The sequence below is a fragment of the Streptomyces sp. NPDC051136 genome (assembly GCF_044455745.1).
Lineage (GTDB): Bacteria > Actinomycetota > Actinomycetes > Streptomycetales > Streptomycetaceae > Streptomyces.
On record NZ_JBITFE010000004.1, the window covers coordinates 498,560 to 524,414 of the forward strand.

The 25,855-nt window shown below is 68.1% G+C and carries 21 protein-coding genes and 1 pseudogene; 17 read left to right on the plus strand and 5 right to left on the minus strand.

Going from position 1 to position 25,855, the window contains the following annotated elements:
* Positions 1 to 255: 255 nt before the first annotated feature.
* Positions 256 to 789 (plus strand): hypothetical protein, encoded by a 534-nt coding sequence (locus tag ACIBCJ_RS14725; RefSeq protein WP_362093401.1) that lies wholly within the window; start codon positions 256 to 258, stop codon positions 787 to 789.
* Positions 790 to 894: 105 nt separating this feature from the next.
* Here the strand turns inward: ACIBCJ_RS14725 and ACIBCJ_RS14730 are convergent, their stop codons facing one another.
* The 4 genes and pseudogenes from ACIBCJ_RS14730 to ACIBCJ_RS14745 form a co-directional block, all read right to left on the minus strand.
* Positions 895 to 1,161, minus strand: a complete 267-nt coding sequence (locus ACIBCJ_RS14730) for a helix-turn-helix domain-containing protein (RefSeq protein ID WP_362093399.1) — start codon at positions 1,159 to 1,161, stop codon at positions 895 to 897.
* Between the two features lie 661 nt (positions 1,162 to 1,822).
* Positions 1,823 to 1,939 (minus strand): annotated as a pseudogene (locus tag ACIBCJ_RS14735) (3-oxoadipate enol-lactone hydrolase); the annotation flags it as partial.
* Complete coding sequence (locus ACIBCJ_RS14740; RefSeq protein ID WP_393523914.1) at positions 1,918 to 3,039, minus strand: tyrosine-type recombinase/integrase; 1,122 nt, start codon at positions 3,037 to 3,039, stop codon at positions 1,918 to 1,920. The gene ACIBCJ_RS14740 and the pseudogene ACIBCJ_RS14735, both read right to left, overlap by 22 nt.
* Positions 3,040 to 3,442: 403 nt before the next feature.
* Positions 3,443 to 4,681: a helix-turn-helix domain-containing protein gene (locus ACIBCJ_RS14745; protein ID WP_362093394.1), complete on the minus strand. Its 1,239-nt coding sequence runs from the start codon at positions 4,679 to 4,681 to the stop codon at positions 3,443 to 3,445.
* A 607-nt stretch (positions 4,682 to 5,288) separates the two neighbouring features.
* On the opposite strand from ACIBCJ_RS14745, the gene ACIBCJ_RS14750 reads away from it, so the two are divergent.
* A complete protein-coding gene (locus tag ACIBCJ_RS14750; protein ID WP_362509079.1) occupies positions 5,289 to 5,894 on the plus strand; it encodes a helix-turn-helix domain-containing protein in 606 nt (201 codons plus the stop codon).
* A gap of 8 nt (positions 5,895 to 5,902) precedes the next feature.
* Here ACIBCJ_RS14750 and ACIBCJ_RS14755 read toward each other — a convergent pair whose 3' ends face one another.
* The gene (locus tag ACIBCJ_RS14755; RefSeq protein ID WP_362093388.1) at positions 5,903 to 7,339 is read right to left on the minus strand and encodes an APC family permease; all 1,437 of its coding nucleotides are present in this window, start codon (positions 7,337 to 7,339) and stop codon (positions 5,903 to 5,905) included.
* A 599-nt stretch (positions 7,340 to 7,938) separates the two neighbouring features.
* Here ACIBCJ_RS14755 and ACIBCJ_RS14760 point away from each other — a divergent pair.
* The 15 genes from ACIBCJ_RS14760 (at position 7,939) to ACIBCJ_RS14830 (ending at position 25,841) form a co-directional block, all read left to right on the plus strand.
* Positions 7,939 to 9,477 (plus strand): NAD(P)/FAD-dependent oxidoreductase, encoded by a 1,539-nt coding sequence (locus tag ACIBCJ_RS14760; RefSeq protein ID WP_362093385.1) that lies wholly within the window; start codon positions 7,939 to 7,941, stop codon positions 9,475 to 9,477.
* Positions 9,470 to 10,405, plus strand: coding sequence for an alpha/beta hydrolase (locus tag ACIBCJ_RS14765; RefSeq protein ID WP_362093382.1), 936 nt, complete (start codon positions 9,470 to 9,472; stop codon positions 10,403 to 10,405). Before ACIBCJ_RS14760 ends, ACIBCJ_RS14765 begins: the two co-directional genes overlap by 8 nt.
* Positions 10,389 to 11,783, plus strand: a complete 1,395-nt coding sequence (locus ACIBCJ_RS14770) for a flavin monoamine oxidase family protein (protein WP_362093379.1) — start codon at positions 10,389 to 10,391, stop codon at positions 11,781 to 11,783. Before ACIBCJ_RS14765 ends, ACIBCJ_RS14770 begins: the two co-directional genes overlap by 17 nt.
* A complete protein-coding gene (locus tag ACIBCJ_RS14775; RefSeq protein WP_362093376.1) occupies positions 11,780 to 12,484 on the plus strand; it encodes a transporter in 705 nt (234 codons plus the stop codon). The genes ACIBCJ_RS14770 and ACIBCJ_RS14775 overlap by 4 nt, the downstream gene beginning before the upstream one ends.
* A 26-nt stretch (positions 12,485 to 12,510) precedes the next feature.
* The gene (locus ACIBCJ_RS14780; protein ID WP_362093373.1) at positions 12,511 to 13,869 is read left to right on the plus strand and encodes an NAD-dependent succinate-semialdehyde dehydrogenase; all 1,359 of its coding nucleotides are present in this window, start codon (positions 12,511 to 12,513) and stop codon (positions 13,867 to 13,869) included.
* 29 nt (positions 13,870 to 13,898) lie between these two features.
* Positions 13,899 to 15,014 (plus strand): Zn-dependent alcohol dehydrogenase, encoded by a 1,116-nt coding sequence (locus ACIBCJ_RS14785; protein WP_362093370.1) that lies wholly within the window; start codon positions 13,899 to 13,901, stop codon positions 15,012 to 15,014.
* A 17-nt stretch (positions 15,015 to 15,031) separates the two neighbouring features.
* Positions 15,032 to 16,288, plus strand: coding sequence for an aminotransferase class III-fold pyridoxal phosphate-dependent enzyme (locus tag ACIBCJ_RS14790; RefSeq protein ID WP_362093367.1), 1,257 nt, complete (start codon positions 15,032 to 15,034; stop codon positions 16,286 to 16,288).
* 99 nt (positions 16,289 to 16,387) lie between these two features.
* A complete protein-coding gene (locus tag ACIBCJ_RS14795; RefSeq protein ID WP_365978215.1) occupies positions 16,388 to 17,944 on the plus strand; it encodes a long-chain fatty acid--CoA ligase in 1,557 nt (518 codons plus the stop codon).
* A gap of 42 nt (positions 17,945 to 17,986) precedes the next feature.
* A complete protein-coding gene (locus tag ACIBCJ_RS14800) occupies positions 17,987 to 19,672 on the plus strand; it encodes an AMP-binding protein (RefSeq protein WP_365978216.1) in 1,686 nt (561 codons plus the stop codon).
* Positions 19,669 to 20,451 (plus strand): SDR family oxidoreductase, encoded by a 783-nt coding sequence (locus tag ACIBCJ_RS14805; protein WP_362093358.1) that lies wholly within the window; start codon positions 19,669 to 19,671, stop codon positions 20,449 to 20,451. The genes ACIBCJ_RS14800 and ACIBCJ_RS14805 overlap by 4 nt, the downstream gene beginning before the upstream one ends.
* A 29-nt stretch (positions 20,452 to 20,480) precedes the next feature.
* Positions 20,481 to 21,719: an acyl-CoA dehydrogenase family protein gene (locus ACIBCJ_RS14810; protein ID WP_362093355.1), complete on the plus strand. Its 1,239-nt coding sequence runs from the start codon at positions 20,481 to 20,483 to the stop codon at positions 21,717 to 21,719.
* The gene (locus tag ACIBCJ_RS14815; protein WP_362093352.1) at positions 21,719 to 22,819 is read left to right on the plus strand and encodes a phosphotransferase family protein; all 1,101 of its coding nucleotides are present in this window, start codon (positions 21,719 to 21,721) and stop codon (positions 22,817 to 22,819) included. Before ACIBCJ_RS14810 ends, ACIBCJ_RS14815 begins: the two co-directional genes overlap by 1 nt.
* A 158-nt stretch (positions 22,820 to 22,977) precedes the next feature.
* Positions 22,978 to 23,211, plus strand: a complete 234-nt coding sequence (locus ACIBCJ_RS14820) for a hypothetical protein (RefSeq protein ID WP_362093350.1) — start codon at positions 22,978 to 22,980, stop codon at positions 23,209 to 23,211.
* The gene (locus tag ACIBCJ_RS14825) at positions 23,208 to 24,812 is read left to right on the plus strand and encodes a transporter (RefSeq protein ID WP_362093347.1); all 1,605 of its coding nucleotides are present in this window, start codon (positions 23,208 to 23,210) and stop codon (positions 24,810 to 24,812) included. The genes ACIBCJ_RS14820 and ACIBCJ_RS14825 overlap by 4 nt, the downstream gene beginning before the upstream one ends.
* Positions 24,813 to 24,986: 174 nt before the next feature.
* On the plus strand, positions 24,987 to 25,841 hold the full coding sequence (locus ACIBCJ_RS14830; protein ID WP_365978217.1) for a phytanoyl-CoA dioxygenase family protein: 855 nt from the start codon (positions 24,987 to 24,989) through the stop codon (positions 25,839 to 25,841).
* The last annotated feature ends 14 nt before the right edge of the window (positions 25,842 to 25,855 follow it).

A 25,855-nucleotide genomic window follows, 5' to 3' on the forward strand; every position in this document is an offset into this window, starting at 1 on the left:
GCCCACCTCGCGTCTGGGTGAGCACGGGCCCGTTCACCGCTGCGCGGAGAGCTGCCGCGCGGCATCCGCTCGTGATCACAGACTGCCCGTCCCCGCGTAGGGATGTGCGCTGTCCACTCGGCAAGGGAAGGAAGTCAACCGTCCCGTGCAGCTGCGTCGAGAAGGGCGTCACTTAGAACTCCTAACGGAATGCTCTGCGAGGACTTGAGGGCTAACTCCGGGGCCGTAAACGAACGCGGTTGCTACTGTCCGGACGTGCCCCTGACCGACCTCAACAACGGCTTTTCAGATGACGAGCAGCGGCGGCGCGTCCAAAGGGTCGTTCACGATCGCCTCGCAGACGACCGTGACCCGCAGGAATGCCGCTTTGTCATGCGGTTCTGGTGGCAGCTGGTCGTGTCGTACCAAGAGGTGTCGATGGACGAGCTCAGCCTGAACGTCGGTCAGCCGAAGCTGGACGCGATCGAGGCGCTGATCAGCGCCATCAGGTCGCCCCATGCCGACATCGACGCCTGGATCACCACCACACAGCGAGTCTTTCCGGTGGTCCAAGATCGCGGCTTCAGGGCCGCCCAGGACAACGAACGTTTACACGTCAGCGCCGGGGCGAATAGCCTGCCCGTGTGCGGCGGTGCGCGCGCCCTCGCGGATGGCGGACTCCACATCCCCTACGAATGTCAGGCCACGCCTGCACCCGAGCCAACGCGCGTCTCTTTGAACGATCAGTCAGTACTCGCGTGCGGTTTCGTGATCTATCCGGTGAGTTGGCCAGCTGACCGTTGTCGGTAGTGGCTGCGGCGGGCTGCTGCTTGGTAGCGTCGGCGCCAGGCACACATAGCCGCAGCCCTCATTGACTATCGCCGCCTTGCAGCGAGCTGACGGAATCCGAAGCGGTTAACCTGCGGCGATTACGGCCTGGATCAGGCCCGGGAATCGGCGGTCCAAATCCTCCTTGCGAAGGCGCATATACAGACCATTCCCGGCGTCGCGTTGGTACACCAGGCCAGCCTCCCGCAGTACTCGCCAGTGACGGGTGCGACTGGACTTGCCCACCGGCAGGTCGAAGGAAGCGCACAGCCGCTCTTCGTCTGGCCGTTCGGCCAGTTCGGTCACTACTCGGCGCCGATTCGCGTCAGCCAGCGCCAACAGGATGGGCTCCACGTGCAACTCCTCAGCACGAGGGTGGGCCAACTCGCCTGCTGTCATCAATTCCTCCCTCGACAAGGTACGCCTGGTTGCGTACCTTCCTAGAGGTACGCAACCGGGCGTACCTTACCGCTGTTGGGGGAGCCATGTCTGTACCCGCGCCGCCGCGTCGCAGAGTCCCGTCGCGTATCCGCACATCACTGCGCAAGCTCCTGCTCATCGAGCACTCGCCCTTCATCACCCTCTGACCCAGGACGAGGCTTCTGTCTTTAGCCTGCGAAGGCGTGAACGGGGCACCAACCAAGTGCCCCATAACAAACGTCGTCCAATTGGGGCACGCCCCCTCACACGGGCCGACGAGCGCGTGCGATCGCAAATCAGGCACCCGGGTAAAGTGACGTCCATTCTTACTGCACGGGCCGCCGACGACAACCTGTGCATCAGCGCGTCCTTGCTCACGGTGATGCCGCACCGGAGTGCTCCGGTGCGGCATCACCGTCTCACGGTCCGCGCAGAGATCCCGTCAGGACGGACGCCGGTGGTGCCTCGCCATATCACCCTCGTATCACACCGCAATCACCAACTGGGCCGACCGCCCCGACCCAAGACGCTCTGACCTGCATTTTCCTGCCCGCGCTGCGCTGCCGTAAACGTCCCTGGACGGTCTCTACAACCTGTGCCATGTAGCACCGAGGGACGGCCCCATGACCAGGACCGGGGCCTGTTCCGGCCCGTCAAAGCGGTATTGCATGCTGTCGACGTTCTTCTCACTCACCCGTTCACGCTCCCACATCTCACATTCTCTTCGTGAACGGGGGCGGAGCCACTCGCCAGACCTCCCCACGTGTCCGCCGCCGGCCGCAGGTCCTCCACATCCGGCTTCACGTACCAGCGCTTCGTGGTCCGGGCATCGGCGTGGCCGGCCCACCGGGCGAGGAGATGGTCCGGGACCCCGTGGTTTGCCAGGTATGTCAGGCAGCTCGCACGGGCGTCGTACAGACGAACCCGACGCAGCCCACTGCGATCCATGACCTTGTAGGCCCGCTCACGCAACTGCCGTCCGTTGAGCGCTCTTCCCCGAGCGTCCACAAGAACGTAGCCGCTGCCTTCGTACCCCTGCCCCGCCGCCGTCTTCTCGTCTGCCTGAGCCGCCCGGAACGCGGTCAAGGCAGCCGCCACCGGAGCCGGCAGAGGAAGCTGCCGCTCACCGGCGAGCGACTTGGCGTCCTTCTCCACGACGATGTCGTTCCCCATGACCGTCCGGGTGTTGGTGATGAACACCGTGGCTTCGTCCAGGTCGACATCCGCCCAGCGCATGCCACAGATCTCCGCCGGCCGAAGACCCATCAGAGCGAGAAGGAACGGTGCCTGCAGGCGGTCACCTTCGATCGCACGAACAAAGGCGCGTACTTCCGCGACGCTCCACGGCGGCACCGCGGCCCTGGCCCTGCGCTCTGCCTTGCGTGCCATACGGGGAACGGTCACCTCACGTGCGACATTCACCCCGACCAGGCCCCGTGTCACCGCCCGGTCGAGCGCCTCCTTCAGCCGGGCCAGCGACATCTCGACCGAGGTCGCCCCCAGGCCGGTGCCCGGCCTCCCTCCCCGACCACGCCCCTCCTGGAGCGCCCATCGCATCCATGCCGCCACATGGTCCTCGGTCAGGTCCGGAAGCCGGATGCGCCCGAGCCTTCTACGGATCCGGGCCAGCGTCATCGTGTAGCTGTAGGCAGTGCTCTCCTCGAGATCCTCCGCCTTCAGGGACAGCCATTGATCGAGCCACTCGTCCACCGTGACTTGACTGAGCGGCGCACGCGCCGCCTCGTAACGACGATGCACGACGCTCGCGTACTCCTCCTTCGCCTCCCTCAGCGTCCCGAACGTACGGGTCACCTGCTTACGCTTCCCCGTGACCGGATCGGGGCCCGCATCGACCACGAACCGGTACCGAACCTTCCCCTTGGCATTGGGGGCGAGCTTCTTGATCGGATAAGACAGGACTACTCGCTTCCTTCAGTCCGGGTGCTTCTCCAGAACTGAGAAGTCGTTGGGGCGTCCGCGCCCCAGAGATTGACAAACCACTCCAAGGGTTGCCGTAATCGCCGGTTTGGCCAACCGGCGATCACGGTCTATGTTCCGCTCGGTTGTGCCCTGCGGCATGGTGTACGTGTTCGACCTGATCCGGAGCTGTATCCGCCAGAGGTCCAGCGTGAGGTGCGCCCTGAGATCGATGCTGCGTACGCCGACGCACACGCCGGGGTCCTGCCCTGGAATCGCCGAGCGCCGCGCCCGGAGCTCAGCTTGGATTGGTCACCACGATGTCAGGCACGACGTCCAACACCAGGAGCGCAGCCGCCACATGGGTCGGGTTGTCCTCCACCTTGACGGCCGAGAGTTCGTTGGCGCGCGAGACGCGCCGCTCGACGGTGTTTCGGTGGGCGTAGAGGTGGGCGGCCGCCCGGGTGGCGTTGAATCCGCACTGCACGTAGGTGAGGAGCGCCTCCCGCAGTGCCGTGTCAGCCTCGGCCAACGACCCCAACGTGTTGATGACGAACCGACGTGCGCCGGCCCGGTCCTTCGTGAGCGCGTCGATCAGCTCGACGTCGGCGTAAGCCGTGAATCGCCGGTCGGACCCGAGCCGGATGACCAGCGCCTGTGCCGCGAGGGCGTCCTGGTGACTGGTCCTGAACCCTTGGAGCCCATGCCCTGGCCTTCCCACCGCCACGCGGACCCCGTCAGCCGTCGCCATGACCTGCTCCACGTGGTGAAGGTCCGGGACGGCACCCGCCCCCGAGAGCCAGATCCACCGCGACGTCGCACTGGCGCGTGCCACCAGAGCGGTTCGACCTGTGGCTGCGGAGCGCACAGCCAGCGTCGCCTCGTCCAGAGCATCGACCTGCTGAGGATCGTCGATCCACAACACAAGACCCGTGTGCCACCGTGCCATCCGGTAACGCAGGCGCCCCTCGGCAAGATCCTCCGCCATCGGCGCCCCGCTGGCGATCAGCTGGATCAGTGCGATCCCCTCGGCATCCGCGTTGCCCACCGCAGCGGTCAGGCCGACTTGGCGCAGGGCTGCGACCGAGTCGAGGGCGTACTGCACCATCGACTGCGCCGTGACGTCCAGGACCCCCACGAGAAGGTCGGGGTCGGCGCAGCGCGCCACGCATTCCTCCAGCCATCGCCGCCAGCCGATCCCCAGCGCCACACGCCACGCACCGGCGAAGTCGGGCGCAATGCCCCGGGAGACGAGATCGTTGATGTACGCCACGGCTCTCGGGCCGACGTAGGGCTCCACTCGCCGCCCCGGTTGCTGGACGTTCGCGGTCAGCCATTGGACGAGATCGGAGCGGTTGAGTTCCCAATCCTCCTCGACCAGCGAGGCATCGGCGAGGAGGGCAGGATCGTTCTGGGCCACGAGAGAGGGCCTTGCAAAGGTGTCGACCAGGGCGTCCGTTTCCGTCAGCAGGCGCTGGCACAGTGACCTGATCGCGTCAGCGACCTCGCGGGAGGGCGCGGGCCACAGCTCGTCCATGTCTCAGTGTCCCCCTGAATACGAGGTGCCGACGCCCCCGACATGCCGTGTCACCGGCAGAGGAGTAGCCGGCCGCCGGCATCGGGTCGCCCCCGACGTGCGGCAACGGCTGCCCGAAAGACTGCCGTGCACTCGGCAGGCCGGAGAAGCTGAATCCGTCATCGTCCGCTCTTTCGCTCGTCAGTCGGTCGGCATCGACCTGGCTCATGACGTGCTTGCGCGTGTGCTCCCCGATGCCGTGCCCCGATTCAGACGCACCCGCTCCGCGTGGCACACCCCGCCGCGGTGATGCGAACCCCGACTGCACCCGTCTGCGGATCGGTGAGGTCGACATCCGCCGCCTCGGCAGGCGTGGACGGGTCTCCGGAAAACAACCGCGCGCATGGGGCTCCAAGAGCTGTGGACGTGTTTAGCGTTACTAAACGACGGCAGGTCTATCAGGTCGTCGATGGCGCCGCAAGGGACTCTGCGCCGTTGTCCGGGCAGGGGCACACCAGCTGCCCGTGACGCGCATGCCTTAGCCTCGTGCAACGGAGAGGGCTCGTCTGGGTCGGCCTGTCACCCGACGGGCACGCGACCTCGGCCTCGGGACGGGCGGTGAGCGGCGATGTCCATGGATGACAGCAGGAGAGCAGGCGGAGCGGCCAAGGGCTCCGCTGCCTCCGAAGCATCCACGGGCGCGCAGCTGAGGAAGATCAGGCTCAGCCGTGGGTTGTCGTTGACGGAGGTCGCGCACCGGGCAGAGGTCACCAAGGGCTTCCTGAGTCAGTTGGAGCGTGGGCTCACCAGCGTGTCCGTCCCGACGTTGCTGCGCGTCTGCGATGTGCTGCAGATCGGGGTCGGCGAGCTGTTCTCGTACCCCCACGAGGAGGTCGTGGAGGGCGGAAGCCTGATCGACATGGGCGGTGAAGGCGTAGCCGAGTACCTGCTCACGCCCGCCGACACCACGGCCTTCCAGGTCTTCCGATCCGTGATCGAACCAGGCGGAGGCACTGGTGGCTCCTATCGGCTCGACGCCACGATCTTCGCGATGGGGCTGAGTGGCTCGACCCGTCTCATCGTCGGGGGCGAGACCCGGATGCTGTCAGCCGGCGTGTCCACCTCGTTCTCCGGTCAGACGCTTCACCAGTTCGACAACCCGGGTACGTCGGTGAGCGAGGTCCTGTGGGTCCTGTCGCCTCCACTGCTGCGCGTCGCGCGAGGACCCGCCTAGATCCGCTCCTAGACGGCCGGCCGGCGCGCCCGCAGGACGACGGCCTGCACCGCGCCGACCACGGCCGAGAGGGCGACGCACCCACCGATGACCCAGGCACCCCCGGTGGTGCCGACGAGGAGCGGGAAGTTGGCGACCATCAGGTAGGCCACACAGGCCAGACCGAGGAAGGCCACGGCCGGTGCCACGCTCGTGCGCCACACCGACTGCTGGTCACCGGCGCGCCGGAAGTAGCCGATCACCGCGAGACTGGTGGCCGCCATCAGCAGAACGACGCCGAGGGTGGCGGCGCCGGAGAACCACGTGTAGAGGTCCCCGATCGGGTCGAGATCGAGCGCGACGACGACAAGTGTGGTGACGGACGCGACCGCCGAGGCGACAACCGAGGATGACGACGGCGCACGGTGCCGGGGGTGAACGACGCCCAGCAGCGCAGGAAGGGCGCCGGACCGGGACAACGCGAACTGGTAGCGCGTCACGACGTTGTGGAAGGCCAGCACGCACGCGAACTGACTGGTGATCAGAAGCACCTGCATCACGTCGGCCCAGACGGACCCGACGTAGCTCCGCGCCAGCGTGAGGACCAGACCCTCGGGGTCGGCCTTCGCGGCGCCGGTCACCGATTCGACGCCGACACCCACCACGATCGCCCACACGGTGAACGAGTAGAAGACCCCGATCACGAGGATCGCGACGTACGTCGCCCGCGGGACTGTGACATCGGGATCCTTGGTCTCGTTGCGGAACACGGCCGTCGCCTCGAAGCCGATGAACCCGAAGATGGCGAACATGACGCCGAGGCCAAGGGAGCCGTTCCCGACGATGGAAGGTGACAACGGCTCGGCCGTCAGGCCGTGAGCGCCACCATGGCCCAGGATTCCGAAGTCCATGACCAGGAGCAGCAGGGTTTCCAGCACCAGCACGGCACCGAGCACCTTGGCACTCAGCTCGATGTCGCGATAGCCGAGGAAGGCGATGATGCCCAGCGAGACGAATGCCCACAACCACCACGGAGAGCCGACGTCGGCGTACCGCTCGATGACATTGCTCGTCGCGACACCGACATAGGCATTCACCCCGACGAGAAGCAGAGTGTAGGAGAAGAGCGCGAGGGTCGCGGCCGAGAGGCCGGGTATGCGACCCAACCCCGCCTGGACGTAGGCGTAGAAGGCGCCCGCGTTGCGTACCCGTCCGGCCATCTGCGTGAAGCCTACGGCGAAGATCAGCAGCATCACGGTGGACAATGCGAAGTACAGCGGCATCCCCGGACTGCCACTCACGGCGAAGGCAAGCGGCACCCCGCCGGCCACCAGTCCGAGCGGTGCCGCTGCGGCGACGACCATGAACACGACCTGCGAAACGCCGAGCCCGCGGTTGAGCGGGTGGCCCGATCCTGCTTCACCGCCAGGTGCTTCGACGTGCCCTGTCTTGGGGAGGTCGGTCATGTCGACCACCTTTCAGCTCACGGGCCGGTTCCGGCTCGTCATGGGTGGATGAATGAGTGCGTGAGGTGGTACGGCCACACGAAGCGGACCGGCGCGGCACCTCAGCAGCAGGGCGAGGGACCCGGCTTCTGCTGCTCCGGCTCAGTTCTGAGAGTCGTGGCCCCGAGCGAGAGCTGGTCTGCTCGTCGCTTCCTCTCGGCCGCGACAGCACGAGTGACAGCGCGATCCGCCTCGGCTCGATACGTAGGTGGTCCCCGAGGCGCGGCGAAGACGTGACGACAGCGATGCCGGCGCAACCGCGACGAGGTGTTTAGTGCTACTAAACGCGGCAAACGTCTATCACGCCGATGAGGGCACCGCAATGGCTGCGGCGAGGCCGGCCTCTGCGGAGGCGCCGCCAGGCGTCCTGCGCCGCGAACAGCCGAACACGACCTCCACCGAGGTCACTGCCCGGACGTCCACCACCGTATGAGCGCGGCGTCTCACCCGCCTGTGCATCCTGCACCGGGCCCGGGCGAAGCAGGTGCTCACTGTCGTTCTCACCGCGGTCGCGGCTGGGGACAGTGAAGCGACCGCCACAGGAACAGCGAGGAAACGCCATGACAGCTGAGGTGTTGGACGCCGTCGAGGAGTTCGACGTGGTGATCGTCGGAGCAGGGATCTCCGGGATCGGCGCGGCCACCTATTTCAGCCGAGAGCTCCCCGAAAAGTCGCTCGCCGTGCTGGAAGCGCGCGACGACATCGGAGGCACTTGGGACCTGTTCCGCTATCCCGGTATCCGCTCGGATTCCGATCTCCACACGTTCGGATACGCGTTCAAGCCCTGGCGCCACGAAGCCGCGATCGCCGACGCTCCCCTCATCAAGGACTACCTGCACGAGACCGTCGAGGAGAACGGCCTGGAGCGCGTCCTCAAGCTCGGCCACCGGGTCGTCCGCTCGGAGTGGTCCACGGCGGACTCACGGTGGACCCTCACCGTCCAGACGTCGGACCCCGCCACGGGAGCGCCCCGGATCAAGACGATCCACGCGGGATGGGTCTTTGCCGCCACCGGCTACTACCGGTACGACGAGGGATTCTCCCCGGAGTTCCCTGGGCGGGACGACTTCGAGGGCCAGATCGTTCACCCGCAGCACTGGCCCGAGGATCTCGACTACAGCGGGAAGAAGGTCGTCGTCATCGGGAGCGGCGCGACGGCGATCACGCTGGTGCCGGCCATGACCACCGGGGCGGGGGCCGCCCGGCACGTGACGATGCTGCAGCGCACCCCCACCTACGTCATGGCGCTCCCCCGTGTCGACAGGGTCGCCCTGGCGCTCACGAAGCTGCTCGGGGAAGAACGCGGGTATGCCATGACGCGGTTCAAGAACATCTGGACCGAACACGCCGTCGTCAAGGGCCTACGGACCTTCCCCAAGGCCGGGCGGGCATTCATCCGGCGCGAGAACGTCAAGCGCCTTCCCAAGGGATTCGACGTCGACAAGCACTTCAACCCGCCGTACAACCCGTGGGACCAACGACTGTGCGTGGCACCGGACGGGGACTTCTTCGACGCGGTCAAGGAACGAAGGGCCTCCGTCGTCACCGACGCCGTGGCGCGTTTCAGCAAGCGCGGAATCGTCCTGGCGTCGGGCGAGGAACTGGAAGCCGACGTCATCATCACCGCCACGGGGCTCAACCTGCGGCTCTTCGACGGCATGCCCATCGTGGTGGACGGGCGCCAGGTCGACATCGCGGACGCGCTCTGTTACCGCGGCATGCTGCTGAGCGGGATCCCGAACTGGGCGATGGCGATCGGCTACACCACCTCGTCCTGGACGCTCAAGGTGAGCCTGATGTGTCGCTACTTCATCGACCTGGTCCGACACATGGACTCCCGCGGATACGACACGGTGGTTCCGGTCGCGCCGTCGGGAACGAACCGCAGGCCCGTCATGGACCTTCAGGCCGGGTACGCCAAGCGCGGCGAGAAGCTCCTGCCCAAGCAGGGCCCCGAGAAACCCTGGCGGATGGCGATGTCCTACCCCGAGGACGCCAGGGCGCTCCGCGGTCCGGTGGCCGACGAGAACCTCGAGTTCGGCACCCGTCGAACGGCCGCCGCGCAGTCATCCGACGGGAGGCGAGCCACCCATGCCTGAGATGAGCGGCGCCGAGGGCGTCGACCAGTACGCGACCTCGCCGTCCGGGATCAGGATCTGCTTCCGGGACTACGGCGACAAGGCCGACCCCGCGATGCTGCTCGTCGCGGGACTGGGCGAGGACCTCACCTTCTGGACCGGCTCGTTCGTCGGCTCACTCGTCACCCGCGGCTTCCGGGTCGTCGCGATCGACAACCGCGACGCCGGTCAGTCGACGTTCGTCGCCGCTCCCCCTCCCGGTCTCTGGCGTCAGATCGCGGGACGACCGCGCGGCGACGCGTACGCGCTGGCCGACATGGCCCGGGACGGCATCGGCGTACTCGACCATCTCGGGATCTCGCGAGTGCACCTGGTGGGGCGGTCAATGGGCGGGATGATCGCGCAAACGATCGCGGCCACGGCGCCCGAGCGTGTTCTGTCACTGACTTCCCTCTACTCGACCACCGGGGCGAGGAAGGTGGGCCAGCCGGCTCTGTCGACGATCCGGCTCCTTGCCGCCCCGCCGGCGAGGACCAGAACCGCGGCGGTCCGTGCCCATCTGCGGCTCACCCGGCACATCGCGGGAACGGAACATCCCATCGACGACGCGGCCGAGGCCGCCATCGCGGCGCGCGGGTGGGATCGCAGCGCTGGTGACCTGGCGGCCGGCACCGCGCGCCAGATACAGGCCATCAAGCACTCCGGAGACCGGACGGCCCAGTTGAGCAAGATCACGGCCCCGACCTTGGTCATCAACGGCGATCGAGACCCGCTGGTCAACCCGAGCGGCGGCGCCGCGACCGTCCAGGCGATCCGCTCGGCCCAGCACGTGGTCATTCCCGGCATGGGCCATCACATTCCCGAGACCCTCGTCGATCCCATCACGAGCTTCATCTCGCAGCACGCGAACCGCGTGGGTGAAGGAGGAAACCATGTCCGGATCTCGTGAGCCCCGCGCCAAGGGCACGCCGGTCGACGTCGTGGTCGTCGGTGCCGGCTTCGCCGGTCTGAGCGCTGCCGAGCGGCTGGTGAGCATCGGGCGGTCCGTCGTGGTCGTGGAAGGCCGCGACCGGGTCGGAGGGCGTTCGCTCTCCGGCGAGGTGGCGGGCGTGAAGGTCGACCTCGGAGCGACGTGGGCGGCGCGGCGCCACACCGCCGTCCGAGACCTCGCGAGCCGGGTGGGGTGCACCACGACCGACCAGTTCGCCCAGGGCCGCAACGTGCTGTGGATGGCGGGTCGGCGCCGCACCTACAGCGGCACCATTCCCAAGGTCTCCCCCCTTGCCCTGGTGGACATGGCCCGCATGCAGACGGCGGTGAACAAGCTGGTCGCGACCGTCGACGTGAACGCCGCCTGGGAGACGCCCGGGGCCGACCGGCTCGACGCCATCTCGTTCGGTGAGTGGCTCGACCGGAAGAACGCACTGCCCAGCACCCGCGCGCTGATGACCGTCATCAGCAAGGTGCAGTGGGGATGCACTCCGGGAGACGTCTCCTTGCTGCACGCACTGCGCTACATCCGCTCGGCGGGCGGCCTCGACCACATGCTGGACGTCGACGGCGGTCAGCAGCAGGACCGGATCGTCGAAACCACCCAGGAGATCGCCCATCGGGTGGCGGAGCGGCTCGGCGACCGCGTGCGCCTGCAGACACCGGTGCGCCGTATCACGCAGGACGACCATGGTGTCACCGTTCGCACCGACTCCGGCGAGATCCACGCCAGGTACGCGGTCGTCACGGCCTCGCCGGCGCACCGCGCCGCCATCGAGTTCGAGCCCGCCCTGCCCGAGCAGGGTGAAGGGCTCACGCGAACCTGGCGCATGGGTGTGCTGAGCAAGGCTTTCGTGGCCTACGAGAAGCCGTTCTGGCGGGCCGAGGGATTCTCCGGCGAGGCGGTGACCGACACCGGAACCGTGTTCATCACCTTCGACGTGTCTCCCGCCCACAGCGGACCGGGCGTCATGATGGCCTTCTGCGATCCGCGCGTCTTCGACGGCTTCAGCCCTGAAACCCGGCGCGACCGGGTCGTCCAGCAGCTGGCCGACCTCTACGGTCCGCAGGCCCGCACTCCGATCGACTACGTGGACCACTGCTGGGGAGCGGAGCCCTTCGCCCCGGGCGGCCCCAATCCCGCTGTCGCCCCCTACGCGACCACGAGCTTCGGCAAGGCGCTGTCGGAGCCCCACGGGCGAATCCACTGGGCCGGCAGCGAAACCGCCGGCGAATGGGCCGGCACCATGAACGGCGCGGTTCTGACCGGCCAGCGCACCGCCGAGAGCATCGCCGCCCTCCTGTCCCGCGACGTCCGAGAGGGGGCGTTGCGATGAAGGAAGCGCTGTTCCTGCTCGCCGACCTGTGGATGATCTTCGCCGGCTACTTCTACGGCTGGAGGTTCATCCGCCGGTACGGCAACTACCTCCTCGGCCTCGAGTGGATGGTCGTCGCCACATCGGGCAGCAACTTCCTGCTCTGGTCACTGTCCGGAGCCGACAACGACAGCGTCCTGTACGACCTGGCGTACTTCCTCGACGCCTTCTCCCGGGCAGTCGGCATCACGCTCATCCTGGTCATGGGCCTGATGAAGGTCACCCGTCGCTACAAGCCGAGCCTCGGCGTCGACGTCGCCGTGTTCGGAGTCGCGATCGTGGCCGGCCTCTTCCTCCGGCAGTTCCACGGCGCCAACCTCCACACCGACCACGCCGCGTTCTGGGTCGCCGTCTTCTACGTGGTCGCCAATCTCCTCACGGCGGTCTTCCTCGCGTACTTCGCGAAACGGCTCTGGAACGCGGGCGCGAAGCGGCCCGCGATCTGGACGGGCCTGGTCACGGCTGCAGGAACAACCATCGCGTTGACCTACGACTTCTTCCCCCTGCCCTTCGACGACGCGGACCGCACGATCTTCTACACCGCCGCACTGGCGACATGGGGCACCCAGGGATTCGTCTACTTCCGCGCCTACCGCGCGCTGCACGACCACAACGCGGCCTTGGACGCGAAGCCGGCCCGCGCAACCGGAACCCTCGCATGAACCCCGAAGACGAAGAAGGAGTCAGCATGGCGAAGAGGCACGTGTACGCGGTCGTGGACCCCGCCAGCGGCAAGCTGGTCAAGGAGTACCCCACCGCGACGGACGAGGCCGTCGCGGGAGCGGTCGACGCGGCGGCAGAAGCCTACGCACAGTGGTCGAGGCAGAGTTCCGTGGAACAGCGCGTCCAACTGTTGAACAAGGCAGCCACGCTGCACGACGAGCGCAGCGCGCAGCTTGCCGAGATCATCCACCGGGAGATGGGCAAGCCGGTGGACGAGGCCGTCGCGGAGGTCGAGTTCAGCGCCTCGATCTACAGGTACTACGCCGAGAACGCGGAGAAGTTCCTCACCGACGAACCGATCGAGCTCCTGGAGGGAGAGGGCACCGCCTTCATCCGTCGCCAGCCGGTCGGCGTGCTGCTGGGGATCATGCCCTGGAACTACCCGTACTACCAGGTTGCCCGGTTCGCCGCGCCCAACCTCGCGCTGGGCAACACCATCGTGCTCAAGCACGCGTCGCAGTGTCCGGAGTCGTCCGAGGCGCTTCAGCAGCTGTTCACGGACGCAGGCTTCCCCCGGGGCGCTTACGTCAACGTCCACGCCACCGGCGAGCAGATCGCTCGGGCCATAGCGGACCCCAGGGTGCAGGGCGTCTCCTTCACCGGTTCGGAGCGGGCCGGCGCGGAGGTCGCCGAGAAGGCCGGGCGCAGCCTCAAGAAGGTGGTGCTCGAGCTGGGCGGCTCGGATCCCTTCATCGTGCTGTCGGCCGACGACCTCGACGCCACGGTCCAGGCGGCGGTCGAGACGCGGTTCGAGAACACCGGGCAGGCGTGCAACGCCGCGAAGCGCTTCATCGTCGCCGAGGACCTCTACGACGCCTTCCTCGACAAGTTCACCGAGAAGGTGCTCGCCCTGACCGACGGGCTGACGCCGCTCTCCTCGGTCGCCGCCGCCGAGTACCTCGAGGAGCAGGTCGAGCGAGCCGTCGCCGACGGGGCGACCTTCGTCTCCGCACGACAGCGAGAAGGAGCGTACTTCCCGCCCGGCGTTCTGACGGGCGTCTCGCCGACGTCGGCGTCGGCCACCGAGGAGCTCTTCGGCCCCGTGGCGACCGTGTACCGAGTCGGATCCGAGGACGAGGCCGTCGAGCTGGCGAACGGAACCCCGTACGGGCTGGGCTCCTACGTGTTCACGACGGACGCCGAGCAGGCGCTGCGCGTCGCCGACAGGATCGAGGCCGGCATGGTCTTCGTCAACGGCGTCGGCCTCGAAGGCGCGGAACTGCCGTTCGGCGGGGTGAAGCAGTCCGGTTTTGGCCGCGAACTGGGGCGGGCCGGAATCGACGAGTTCGCCAACAAGAAGCTCATCCGCACCGCCCGGACGTGATCGCCGCACCGCGCAGAAGGAAAACCGCCATGACCATCGAATTCGACGCCGCTGTCTTCAGGACGCCGAACGAACCACTGACCATCGAACGAGTGAGTCTTCCCTCGACGCCTCCGCCCGGCGAGGTCCTCGTGCGGCTCAAGGCGAGCGGAGTGTGCCACAGCGACCTGCACGTGCTCGTGGGCGAATGGGAGGTCCCATCGCCGATGATCCTCGGCCATGAAGGGGCCGGGATCATCGAAAGCGTCGGAGACGGCGTCACGACCCTGAAGAAGGGCGATCACGTCGTGCTGTCCTGGACGCCTTCGTGTCGTCGCTGCTCCTACTGCATCAGCGGCAGGCCCGTCCTGTGTGACATGGTCAGCGAACACTCGGCGAACCACCTCTCGTTCGACGGCCGGACCCGAATCACGTCCGTGGACGAGGGCGACGTCTACAGCTTCGCGGGCCTCGGAACGTTCGGCCAGTACACCCTCGTGCCCGAGTCGGCCGCGATCGCCATCCGGGACGACGCCCCGTTCCCGCAGTCGGCCTTGGTCGGATGCGCCGTCACGACCGGCATCGGCGCAGCCGTCAACACGGCCGGCGTGCGGCCGAGCGACACCGTGCTGGTCCTCGGCTGCGGCGGTGTCGGGCTGAACGCGATCCAGGGGGCCCGGCTCGCCGGCGCCCGGAGGATCATCGCCGCGGACATCTCCGACGAGAAGCTCGAGCAGGCAGGCGTCTTCGGTGCGACCGACGTGATCAACAACACCCGCGAGAATTTCGCCGACAGGGTGCAGCAACTCACCGACGGTCGCGGCGTGGAGATCGCCATCGAGGCCATCGGGCTGCCCCGCACCATCGTGTCGGCCTACGAGGTCCTGGCCCGAGGCGGCACGGCGGTAGTCGCCGGGCAAGTGGCGGACGGCATGAGGATCTCCATCGACCCCTTCGTCATGTCCGATCAGGAACTGTCGCTCATCGGCTCGAACTACGGCTCCAGCAAGCCGGATTCCGACTTCCCCATGCTGATCGACCACTACATGAACAACCGCATCGACCTGGATTCCCTCGTGACGAGCGTGATCGGTCTCCAGGACATCAACGAGGCGTTCGACCAGATGAAGCGCGGCATCGGCATCCGCTCGGTGATCACGTACTGAAAGGCAGGGGCGATCTCATGGCCCTGGAATCATCACGCTCGGCTTTCGAGCGAGCCCGCCGCAGCGTCGGCGGGGGTGTGGGCTCGGGCCTGCGCGCCGCGATGCCTCCCCATCCGCTCTTCGTGCGGGAGGCGCGGGGCGCGTACGTCTGGGACCTGGACGGCGACCGGTACGTCGACTACGTGATGGCCTGGGGCCCGCTCGTCCTCGGTCACGGTGACCCGCGCGTGGTGTCCGCGGTGTCCGAGGTCGCGGCGCAGATGCAGGTCGTCGGCACCGGTCACCCGCTCGAGTATCTCGCGGCGGAAGCGGTTCTCGAGGCCGTGCCGCACGGCGAGCGACTGCTGTGGAGCAATACGGGGACCGAAGCGGTGCAGGTGGCGCTGCGCCTCGCGCGGGCCGCCACCGGGCGGCGCCGCGTCCTCAAGTTCGCCAAGAGTTACCACGGCTGGCACGACACCGTGTACGCCGGGATGTCCGAGAAAGACTGCGACCGCCCCGCCACCCCCGGCGGACCGGGGCAGTCGGCCAGTGTGCTGGACGACCTGGTGGTGGCGCGCTTCAACGACGTACAGCTGGCCGAGCGGCTGCTGAGCGAGTCCGCCGAGCGCGACATCGCGGCCGTGCTGGTCGACCCGGTGATGAGCAACGCGGGCGTCGAAGCACCCTCGCCGCAGTTCCTGTCGACGCTGCGAACCCTCTGCGACCGGCACGGCGTCGTCCTCGTCTTCGACGAGGTGATCGCCGGGTTCCGGATCGCACGGGGCGGGGCGGCCGAGAAGTACGGTGTGCTGCCCGACCTGTCCGTCTTCGGGAAGGCGATGGCCGGCGGCTTCACCCAGAGCGCCGTCGTCGGCCGGGCCGAACTGGTCGATCAGGTGACGGCCGGCGTCGTGCACGCCGGAACCTTCAACGCCAACCCGGTCGCACTGGCGGCCGTCGCGGCGACGATGCGCGTCCTGGCCGATCCTTCGGTCTACGAGCTGCTCGAACGGACCTCGTCCGAGTTCGAAGCTCTCGTCGGCGGCGCTCTCGGTTCGTCTGCCGACTTCGGCCGCTTCAACCGGGTCGGCTCGCTCCTCCAGTACGTCCCCGCCGGTGGAACCACCGGACTCCACGGGACCAGCGGGCTCTGGACCGTGATCCTCGAAGAGATGCTGCGTCAAGGCTTCCTGTTCATGCCGTCCGGCAAGGTCTTCATCAGCACGGCACACACCACCGCCGACATCGAGGCGACGGCCGAGGCCCTCGACCGGCTGCTGCGGCGGCTGTGACGTCCGCGTCCAGCCGCGCATCAACCCCAACCCCTCCGAGCCAGGCCGCGTGTTCAGTTCCCCCGCGGCCTGGCCCGGTCCACCTTCCCGGAAGACACCATGTTGAACCTCTCGACCCTGCTCGAGGACTCCGCCCGCACACACCCGAACCGGGACGCCGTCGTCCTCGGCACGACGCGACTCACCTACGCTCAGGTCGAGGCAGCCGCCAACCGGGTCGCCAACCTTTTGGTCGACCGGGGTATCTGGCCCGGCGACAAGGTCGCGATCAGTTGCCCGAACGTGCCCTACTTCCCGATCGTCTACTACGGGATCCTCAAGGCCGGCGCCGTCGTCGTACCACTCAACATCCTGCTCAAGAGCCGGGAGATCGCCTATCATCTCGCCGACTCGGGGGCGAAGGCGTACTTCTGCTTCGAGGGTGACGCCGGCCTGCCGATGGGCGCGGAGGGACACGCCGGATTCAGTGAGACCCCGGGCTGCGAGCACTTCTTCCTCGTCGCCGCCGGCCCCGAGGCGGAAAGCCCGATCGAGGGCGTCGAGACCATGGGCGCCGCGCTGCAGGGTACTGCGACGACGTTCGACAGCATCGCGACGTCGGGGGACGACCCGGCCGTGCTCCTCTACACGAGCGGTACGACAGGACAGGCGAAGGGCGCCGAACTCAGCCACGCCAACCTCGTTCTCAACGCCCTGGCGTGCAACCGGCTGCTGGAGAACCGACCCGCCCTGGACACCCACCTGGTCGTGTTGCCGCTGTTCCACTCCTTCGGCGCGACCGTGCAGATGAACGCCGGCTTCTCGACGGCGAGCACACTGGTGCTGCTGCCGCGGTTCAACGCCCGGCAGGCGGTGTCCCTGATGCGGCAGGAGGACATCACCTTCTTCGCGGGCGTCCCCACCATGTGGTGGGGCCTGCTGCAGGCGCTCACCGACGACGTCGACGTCGAGCGGATCGCCAGGAACCTGCGCGTCGGTGTCTCCGGCGGTGCCTCGCTCCCCGCGGAACTCATCAAGCAGGTCAGGGAGCGGCTGGGCGTCCAGGTCCTGGAGGGCTACGGCCTCTCCGAGACCTCTCCGGTGGTGACCTTCAGCGATCCGGCGCGAGAGCCCCGGCCCGGCTCCATCGGTGTGCCGATCTGGGGCGTGGAGGTCATGCTCGTCACGCCGGACTGGTCGGAGGTCGAGGACGACGGCACGGGGAGTGCCATCGGCGAGATCACGGTCAAGGGCCACAACGTCATGAAGGGCTACCACGGCCGCCCCGAGGCCACCGCCGATGCCATCAGGGACGGCTGGTTCCGCACCGGTGACCTGGCCCGGAGGGACGAGGACGGCTTCTACTACATCGTCGACCGGGCGAAGGACCTGATCATCCGCGGCGGCTTCAACGTCTACCCGCGCGAGATCGAGGAGGTCCTGATGACGCACGCCGCGATCAGCCTGGCCGCGGTCGTCGGCGTGCCGCACGAAAGCCACGGTGAGGAGATCAAGGCGTTCGTCATCCTCGACCGCGGCGCCGAGGCCCGACCCGACGAGCTGATCGCCTGGGGCAGGGAGCAGATGGCCGGCTACAAGTACCCGCGCATCGTGGAGATCGTGCAGACCCTGCCGATGACGTCCACCGGAAAGATCCTCAAGCGCGAACTCACGTGACCGGCAAGCCACGCGCATGGACATAGGAGGGAAGGACGGCAGATGACAGTGGATGACAGCCGGCGGACGGGCACGTCCCCCGACGGGCTGGGCACGGGGACGGGCGCGGGTCCCGACTCGCTCGTGGCCGCCTGGAAGACACGCGTAGCGAGGAACCCGGACGGCACAGCGCTCCGATTCTTCGACGGCGCTCTGTCCGCGCAGGAGGTGGACGCGGCCTCGGACGCCCTGGCTGCCGCGTTCGAGGCCCGCGGAACCGGCCGGGGTGATCGCGTCGGCGTGTACCTGCAGAACATCCCGCAGTACGCGCTGGTGCTGCTGGCCCTGTGGAAGCTGGGGGCCACGGCACTGGGGCTCAATCCGATGTACCGGCGTCAGGAGCTGCGCCGGATCATCGACGACTCCGGGGCGGTCGGGGTCGTCTGTGCAGACTCGGACGTCCACGAGACGCTCGGCACGCTGGCGGGGAGCACGGTCCGATGGCTGGTCAGCACGTCGGAACTGGATTACCAGTCGAGGAACGATCCGCGGGTCTTCACGACGGCGGAGCGCCACGCTCCGGCACCGGACGGCAACCTGGTGGCCCTGATCGGCGAGTTCGAGGGCCGCAGCCCCTCACCCGTGGAGCTGAACCGCGACGACGTCGCGTTCCTGACATACACCTCGGGAACGACGGGGCCGCCGAAGGGTGCCATGAACACCCACGGCAACGTCCTGAGCGTGGTGGCGACGTGCGCATCGTGGATGGGTGTGGGTGACGGGGACGTCGTGCTCGCCGTGGCCCCGCTGTTCCACATCACGGGCGCGGTGGTCAACGCGACGATCTCCCTGCTCACCGACACCACGCTCGCCCTCACGGGCCGGTTCCACCCCGCAGTCGCCCTGGACGCCTTCGCCGAGCACGGGGTGACCTACACCATCGGCTCCATCACCGCGTACAACGCCCTCTACGGGCTGCCGCAGGCCGGACCGGAGCACTTCGCGTCGGTGAAGGCCCTGTACTCCGGCGGCGCGCCGATCCCCCCGACCACAGTCGAGCGGTTCCAGGAGCGATTCGGCGTCTACCTCCACAACGGCTACGGGATGACCGAGACGACGTCCGCCGTCATCGCCGTGCCTCCGGGGGACAGGGCCCCCGTGCATCTGCCGAGCGGCACGCTCTCCATCGGCAAGCCCCTGCCGCACCTCACCGCGCGCGTCGTGGACCCGCACGGCAATCCGGTGCCGAGCGGGGAACAGGGCGAACTGGAGTTGAGCGGGCCGCAGGTGGTGCCCGGTTACTGGGACAAGCCCGAGGTCACCCGCCAGACGATGCCGGAGGGCCGGCTCCGTACCGGTGACGTCGCCGTCATCGACGAGGAGGGCTGGGTCTACCTGGTGGACCGGCTCAAGGACCAGATCAACGTGTCCGGGTACAAGGTCTGGCCGCGTGAGGTCGAGGACGCGTTGTACGAGCACCCGGTGGTGCTGGAGGCAGCCGTCGTCGGGCAGCCGGACGCGTACCGCGGCGAGACCGTCGTCGCCTACGTCTCGCTCAAGGCGGGCCTGCACGCCACGGTGGAGGAGCTGATCGCCTTCGCCCGGGATCGTCTGGCCGCCTACAAGTGTCCCCGCGAGGTCCATATCCTCGCCGACCTGCCCAAGACGCAGAGCGGCAAGATCCGCCGTGCCGAACTGCGCCGCATCGAAGTCGCCGGGCCGGTACACCCTCCAAGGACTGATCGTTGAGCGCGAACCACACCGACCAGAGCCGTTTCTCGGGCCGCATCGCCATCGTGACCGGAGCGAGCCGGGGTATCGGCCTCGCCGTCGCCGAGCGGCTCGTCGCCGAAGGAGCGCGCGTGTGCATCACCGCACGCACGGGCGGACCGCTCGAAAAGGCCGCCGCTGCTCTTCCCCAGGGCAGCGTCATCACCGTCGCCGGCAAGGCGGACGACCCCGAGCACCGCCGCGAGGTCTTCGACACCGTCGCTCGCGAGTTCGGCGCACTGGACATCCTGGTGAACAACGCGGGCATCAATCCGGCGTACGGTCCCGTCGTCGGCCTGGACCTCGATGTCGCCCGCAAGGTACTGGAGGTCAACGTCCTCGCGACCCTCGCCTGGGTGCAGGACGCCGTGGCCCACCCGAAGCTCGGATTCACCGAACGCCGAGGCACCGTCGTGAACCTCTCCTCGGTGACCGGAGAAACCCCCGCACCCGGCATCGGCCTGTACGGCGTGAGCAAGGCGGCGGTGTCCCACCTGACCAGGACCCTGGCAGTCGAGCTCGGCCCGGACATCCGTGTCAACGCGGTGGCACCCGCCGTGGTCAAGACCCGGTTCGCCGAAGCCCTGTTCGAGGGCAAGGAAACCGAGGTGGCCGCCGCCTACCCCCTGCGGCGTCTGGGCGTGCCCTCCGACATCGCCTCCGCCGTGGCGTACCTGGCCTCGGAGGACTCCTCCTGGGTCACCGGCCACATCCTCACCGTCGACGGCGGCCTCACGGTCACCGGCGGTACCGCGTGACGACCGCGCCCAACCGACAAAGGACTACCATGACTTCCCCTCACCTTCCGCCGGAGATCGCGGAGCTGCGTGAGCGTACTCGCCGGTTCGTTCGCGAGGTCGTCATAGACGCCGAGCCCGCACCGGGCGGACGGCTCGACCAGACCACCCGTGCCCGACTGCAGGCCGCGGCGAAGGGGGCCGGTGTCTTCGCGCCACTCGTGCCGGCGGAGTACGGCGGGCGGGGCCTGCCCATCGAGCACTGGTCACCGATCCTGCAGGAGGCCGGCTACTCGCCGATCGGTCCCGTGGCGCTCAACTGCATGGCACCCGACGAGGGGAACATGCACATGCTCAACCTGATCGCGACCGAGAGGCAGAAGAAGCTCTACCTCGCGCCTCTGGCGGCGGGGGACGTCCGGTCGTGCTTCGGCATGACCGAGCCCCACCCCGGAGCGGGGTCCGACCCGGCGGCGCTGCGGACCACAGCCGTGCGCGCCGACGGCGGCTGGATCATCGACGGCCACAAGCGGTTCACCAGCGGGGCTGTCGGTGCCGGGTTCTGCATCGTGATGGCGCGGACGCCGGCCGTCGACGGCTCCCCCGAAGGGGCCACCATGTTCCTCGTCGACATGACGACCCCCGGTATCCGGGTCGGCGAGGCGATCCACACCGTCGACCGCTCCATCGACGGCGGTCACCCGCACCTCCACCTGGAGGACTGCTTCGTCGCCGACGACGCGGTGCTCGGCGAGGTGGGGCTGGGATTCCGGTACGCGCAGGTACGGCTCGGACCTGCGCGTCTCACACACTGCATGCGGTGGCTGGGGCTGGCGCGGCGGGCGCACGACATCGCGCTGGACCGGGCCGCGCGGCGTGAGCTGTTCGGCGGCCCGATCGACTCGCTCGGCCTGGCACAGCACCTCATCGCCGAGTCGGTGATCGACATCGAGACCTCCGATGCGATCATCGCCAAGACCGCGGCTCTGCTGCACAGTGACCCGAAGGCGGGGTCGGCGATGTCGTCGGTGGCGAAGGTGCACTGCTCGGAGGCAGTCTTCCGGGTGGTCGACCGTGCCGTCCAGATCTGCGGAGGGGACGGGGTCTCCGACGGGCTCCCGCTGGCGCAGTACCTCAACGAGGTCCGCCCGTTCCGGATCTACGACGGCTCCAACGAGACCCACCGGTGGGCCATCGCCCGCCGCGCATCGGCCGGCCGCAGCGCAGCGGTCCAGGCCGGTGAGCGGTACCGGGGCGACGCTGTCGTGGGCCGGGACGGAGGCTCGTGATGGACACCGTCCCCGACGGCGTGGAGGTCGTCGCAAGCTGGGACGGGGCCCGTCACCTCGACAGCCCTCCGCTCCTGGTCCTCGATGCGGTCACCGGTTTCCTCGACGCACACGGCATCGGCAGCGGTCCGCTCGCGTGGCAACGCATCGGCGACGGCCACTCCAACATCACCTACCTGCTCCGGCGAGGCAGTGAGTGCGTCGTACTACGCCGTGGACCGCGCCCGCCGCTTCCCAAATCGACGCACGACATGGTGCGCGAGGCGCGCATCCAGAAGATCCTCGGCGGCCACGGAGTGCCGGTGCCGGAGATCGTCGCGGTATGCGAGGACGCGTCCCTGCTGGGCGTGCCGTTCTACCTCATGTCCCGGCTAGACGGGATCGTCATCACCGACACGATCCCACCCCACCTCTCCCCCGCCGAACAGCGCCGGGCCACCAGCGAGGCGGTCGTCGACACCCTCGTCGCCCTGCACGGCATCGACGTGGCCGGAGGAGAACTCGCCTCCCTGGGCTTCCCCGAGGGGTATCTCCGGCGCCAGGTCGACAGGTTCCACGGGTTGTGGGAGGTCAACACCACACGCAGCCTGCCCGCGGTGGAGCGCGTCGGGGACTGGCTCGGCCGTAGTCTCCCGACGAGCCAGGCGGCATCGGTGGTGCACGGCGACTACCGCATGGGCAACCTCATGTTCGCACCCCAGGCGCCGGCCAGGGTCCTCGCGATCCTGGACTGGGAAATGGCCACGCTCGGTGACCCGCTCGCGGACCTGGGCTACCTCACCGCCACCTACTCCGAGGCCGGCAGCCCTGCCACCCCGCTCGAGCTCACCCGGATGACCCGGTCGCCCGGCTACCTCACCCGGCGCCAACTGGCAGAGCGCTACGAGTCCCGCACGGGCCTCGATCTGACCCCGCTGCCCTGGTACCAGACCCTCGCACTGTGGAAGGCAGCGATTTTCTGCGAGGCCATCTACACCCGCTGGCAGCGTGGGGAGCGTCCCCACGACAAGACCTTCGGGCCGTCGCTCGAAACGGGTGTCCCCCGACTGCTGGAGCAGGCGGGGCGATACGCCGGCCTGACGGCGACCACTCGCCGCTGACACCACACGCGCCCCGGTACGGCCGCCCGACTCCAACGCTCGTCCTCAACGGCTGCGACCGTCTCCACGACCCCTCGCGCCGTGTCCGTCTTCCCTCTTCTTCAGAGAGAGATCTCGTGCCCTCCGCTTCCTCCCGGCATTCTCCCCGTGACACACAGATGCTGGTCACTGTCAACGCCGTGCCGCTCGCCGTAGGTGTCCTGCTCTCCTGCTCCACATCCCTCGGGGAGGTCTCCGTGTACGGACGTCTCACCCTCGGCATGGCGTGGGCGCTCTCGCAGCTCGTCGTCCTCGTCGGCGGGACGTGGTGGTACGAGAGCCGGGCCGCGTCCTCGTGCGAGCCGGCCCCGGCGACGACCGCTGCCTCTCGTTCGGTCGGGGGCACGTGGTGACGACGTTCCTCCTGAGCGTCGGCTCGCCCGACCTCATCGGCTCTGCCGCGAGGGGCGCGGTGATCATCGCCTTCTTCGTCTTCATCGGCCTCTGCCTCCTGTGGGTCTTCACCCTCGCCACTCAGGACGATGATCCGGAACGCCTCTACGTCGCCGGCCGGTCTCTCCCGCCCGTCTTCAACGGCGTCGCGATGGCGGGGGAACAGATCACGGTCGTCATCCTGGTCTCGTTGCCGGGAGCGATCGCCCTCTTCGGCTACGACGGTGTCTCGACCGCCGTCGACAGTGCCCTCGCACTCGGTGTCTTCCTGCTCCTCGCCTCCAGGATTCGCGCGACCCGCCGCTACACCCTCGGTGAGCTGTTCGCCCTGCGTGCTGAAGGGCCGGGAACGCGGATCGCCGGTGCGGTGGTGACGCTGTGCATCGCCGTACCCCTGCTCATGGTCCAACTGCGTGCCGGCGGCATCACCGCCGCTCTTCTGATCGGCATGCCGACCGAGACGGCTCAGGTGGTGTGCACGGTACTGATGGGATTCCTCATCACATGCTTCGCAGGAGTGGCCGATCTGCGCGGCACCGGTTTCATACAGGTCGCCAAGGTGCCCATAGCCCTGGCGACGCTCGCCGCATTGACCCTGCTGGCGCTCCGCCTGTTCGACTGGAGTCCTGAATCGCTGTTGTCGGCCGCCATGGACAAGAGCATGTCGCCGGACGACTACCTCAGCCCCGGGCTGTGGGCGCACACCGCCGACTTCGGTCCGCTCGGCACGATCAGCGACCACATCGTCGTCGTCCTCGGCACCGCGATGATGCCTCACCTGCTCCTGCGCGTCAGCGCCAGTCGGGACGCGTCCGCCGCGCGACGCTCATTGAGCGTCGCCGTAGGGCTGACCGGCCTTTTCTACCTGCTCCTGATCACGGCGGGTGTCGCCGCTGCCGCGGTGGTGGGCAGCGGACAGATCGGGGTCGTCGACGTGAAGGGACAGGGAGCCCCGATCCTCCTGGCATGGGAGGTCCTCCCCCACCACTCCACGGGCCGGATCGTGGTCATCGTCCTCGTGGCCTGTGTCGCCTTCCTCGCCGTCCTCACAGCCGTGGCGAGCGTGACCTTCGCCGCCGCCGTCTCCGTGGCCCGCGACCTGTTCGGGCGGAAGGGCCGCTCCAGGATCGGCATCGGAGAGCTGGCCATCACGCGACTGTCCGTTGTCGCGCTCTGTGCCGTCAGCCTTCTCCTCGCCACCGCCCTGTACCGCTACCCCATTGAATTCCTCCTCGCCTTCTCGCTGAGTCTCGCGGCCACCTGTGTGTTCCCCGCACTCGTCTACTCCTTCCTGTGGACCGGCTTCAACCGCCGAGGGCTGCTGTGGCTCGTCTACGGAGGGCTGTCCATCTGCACACTCCTGACCCTTGCCTCCCCCGCGGTGTCCGGGACGAAGTACGCGCTGTTGCCGGAGCAGGACTTCAACCTGATCCCGCTTCACACCCCCGGGCTGATCTCCGTCCCGGCAGCCTTCCTCCTCGGATGGCTCGGCAGCGCGCGACCGTGGGAGGGGGCCGCACGAACCCGGCGCACGGCGTTGAGGGAGGCACGGAGTCAGTGACAGGCCCTGACTTACCCGACAACCGTGGGAGAGCGGCGGTGCGACCGGCGTGTGCATCGTGCACCGGGCCCGAGCAAGGCCGGTGCTCGCTGTCGTTCTCGCCGGCGGTCGTGGCTGGCGAAAGTAGCGCCACCAGCCACAGGAACAGCAAGGACGTTGAGGGAGAGAAGGCACATGACGACACAGACCCTGACGTCGGTGGAGACCGACACGCCGACGGACGAGATCCTCAATCTCCTGACCCGCGACGGAGGCGTCATCGTCAAGAACTTCCTGACGAGCGAGCAGATGAACCGCTTCAACGCCGAGATCGAGCCGCCGATGCAGGCGCTCCGCCCGGGCTCGACCCACGAGAACGAAATGGTGGCCGCGTTCCACGGCAGCAACACCAAGCGACTCACCAACCTGGTCACGCACAGCGCCACGTTCCGCAACGAGATCCTCGATCGCTCCCTGGTCCACGAGGTCTGCGACCGGACCTTCCTCCCGGAGTCGGGCACGTACTGGATGACCACCGCGCAGGTGATCGAGATCGGCCCGCGCAGCCAGGCGCAGATGCTGCACCGGGACCTGGAGAACTGGTTCCCTTTCATCGGGATGGGGCCCGACGGTCCGGAGGTCACCCTCAACTTCCTGATCGCCCTGACCGACTTCACGGAGGAGAACGGCGCCACCCGAGTCATCCCCGGGAGCAACCACTGGAGCGACTTCGAGGACCGCGGGACTCCTGAGCAGACGGTTCCCGCGATCATGAACGCCGGAGACGCCCTTCTGTTCAGCGGCAAGACCGCGCACGGTGGCGGCGCGAACCAGACCAGCGACGAGTACCGGCGGGCCGTGGCCTTCGCCCTCAATCCGGGCTTCCTCACCGGCGAGGAGGCGTACCCCTTCTTGGTCGACATGGAGGTCGCAAAAACGCTCTCGCCGCGTGTCCAGCGCATACTCGGGTTCCGGTCCCAGTACCCGACGGGCTCTCCCGGCCTGTGGCAGGTCGACTACGCCGACCTGGGCGACTACCTCGGTCTCTGAGAGCTGACCCGATC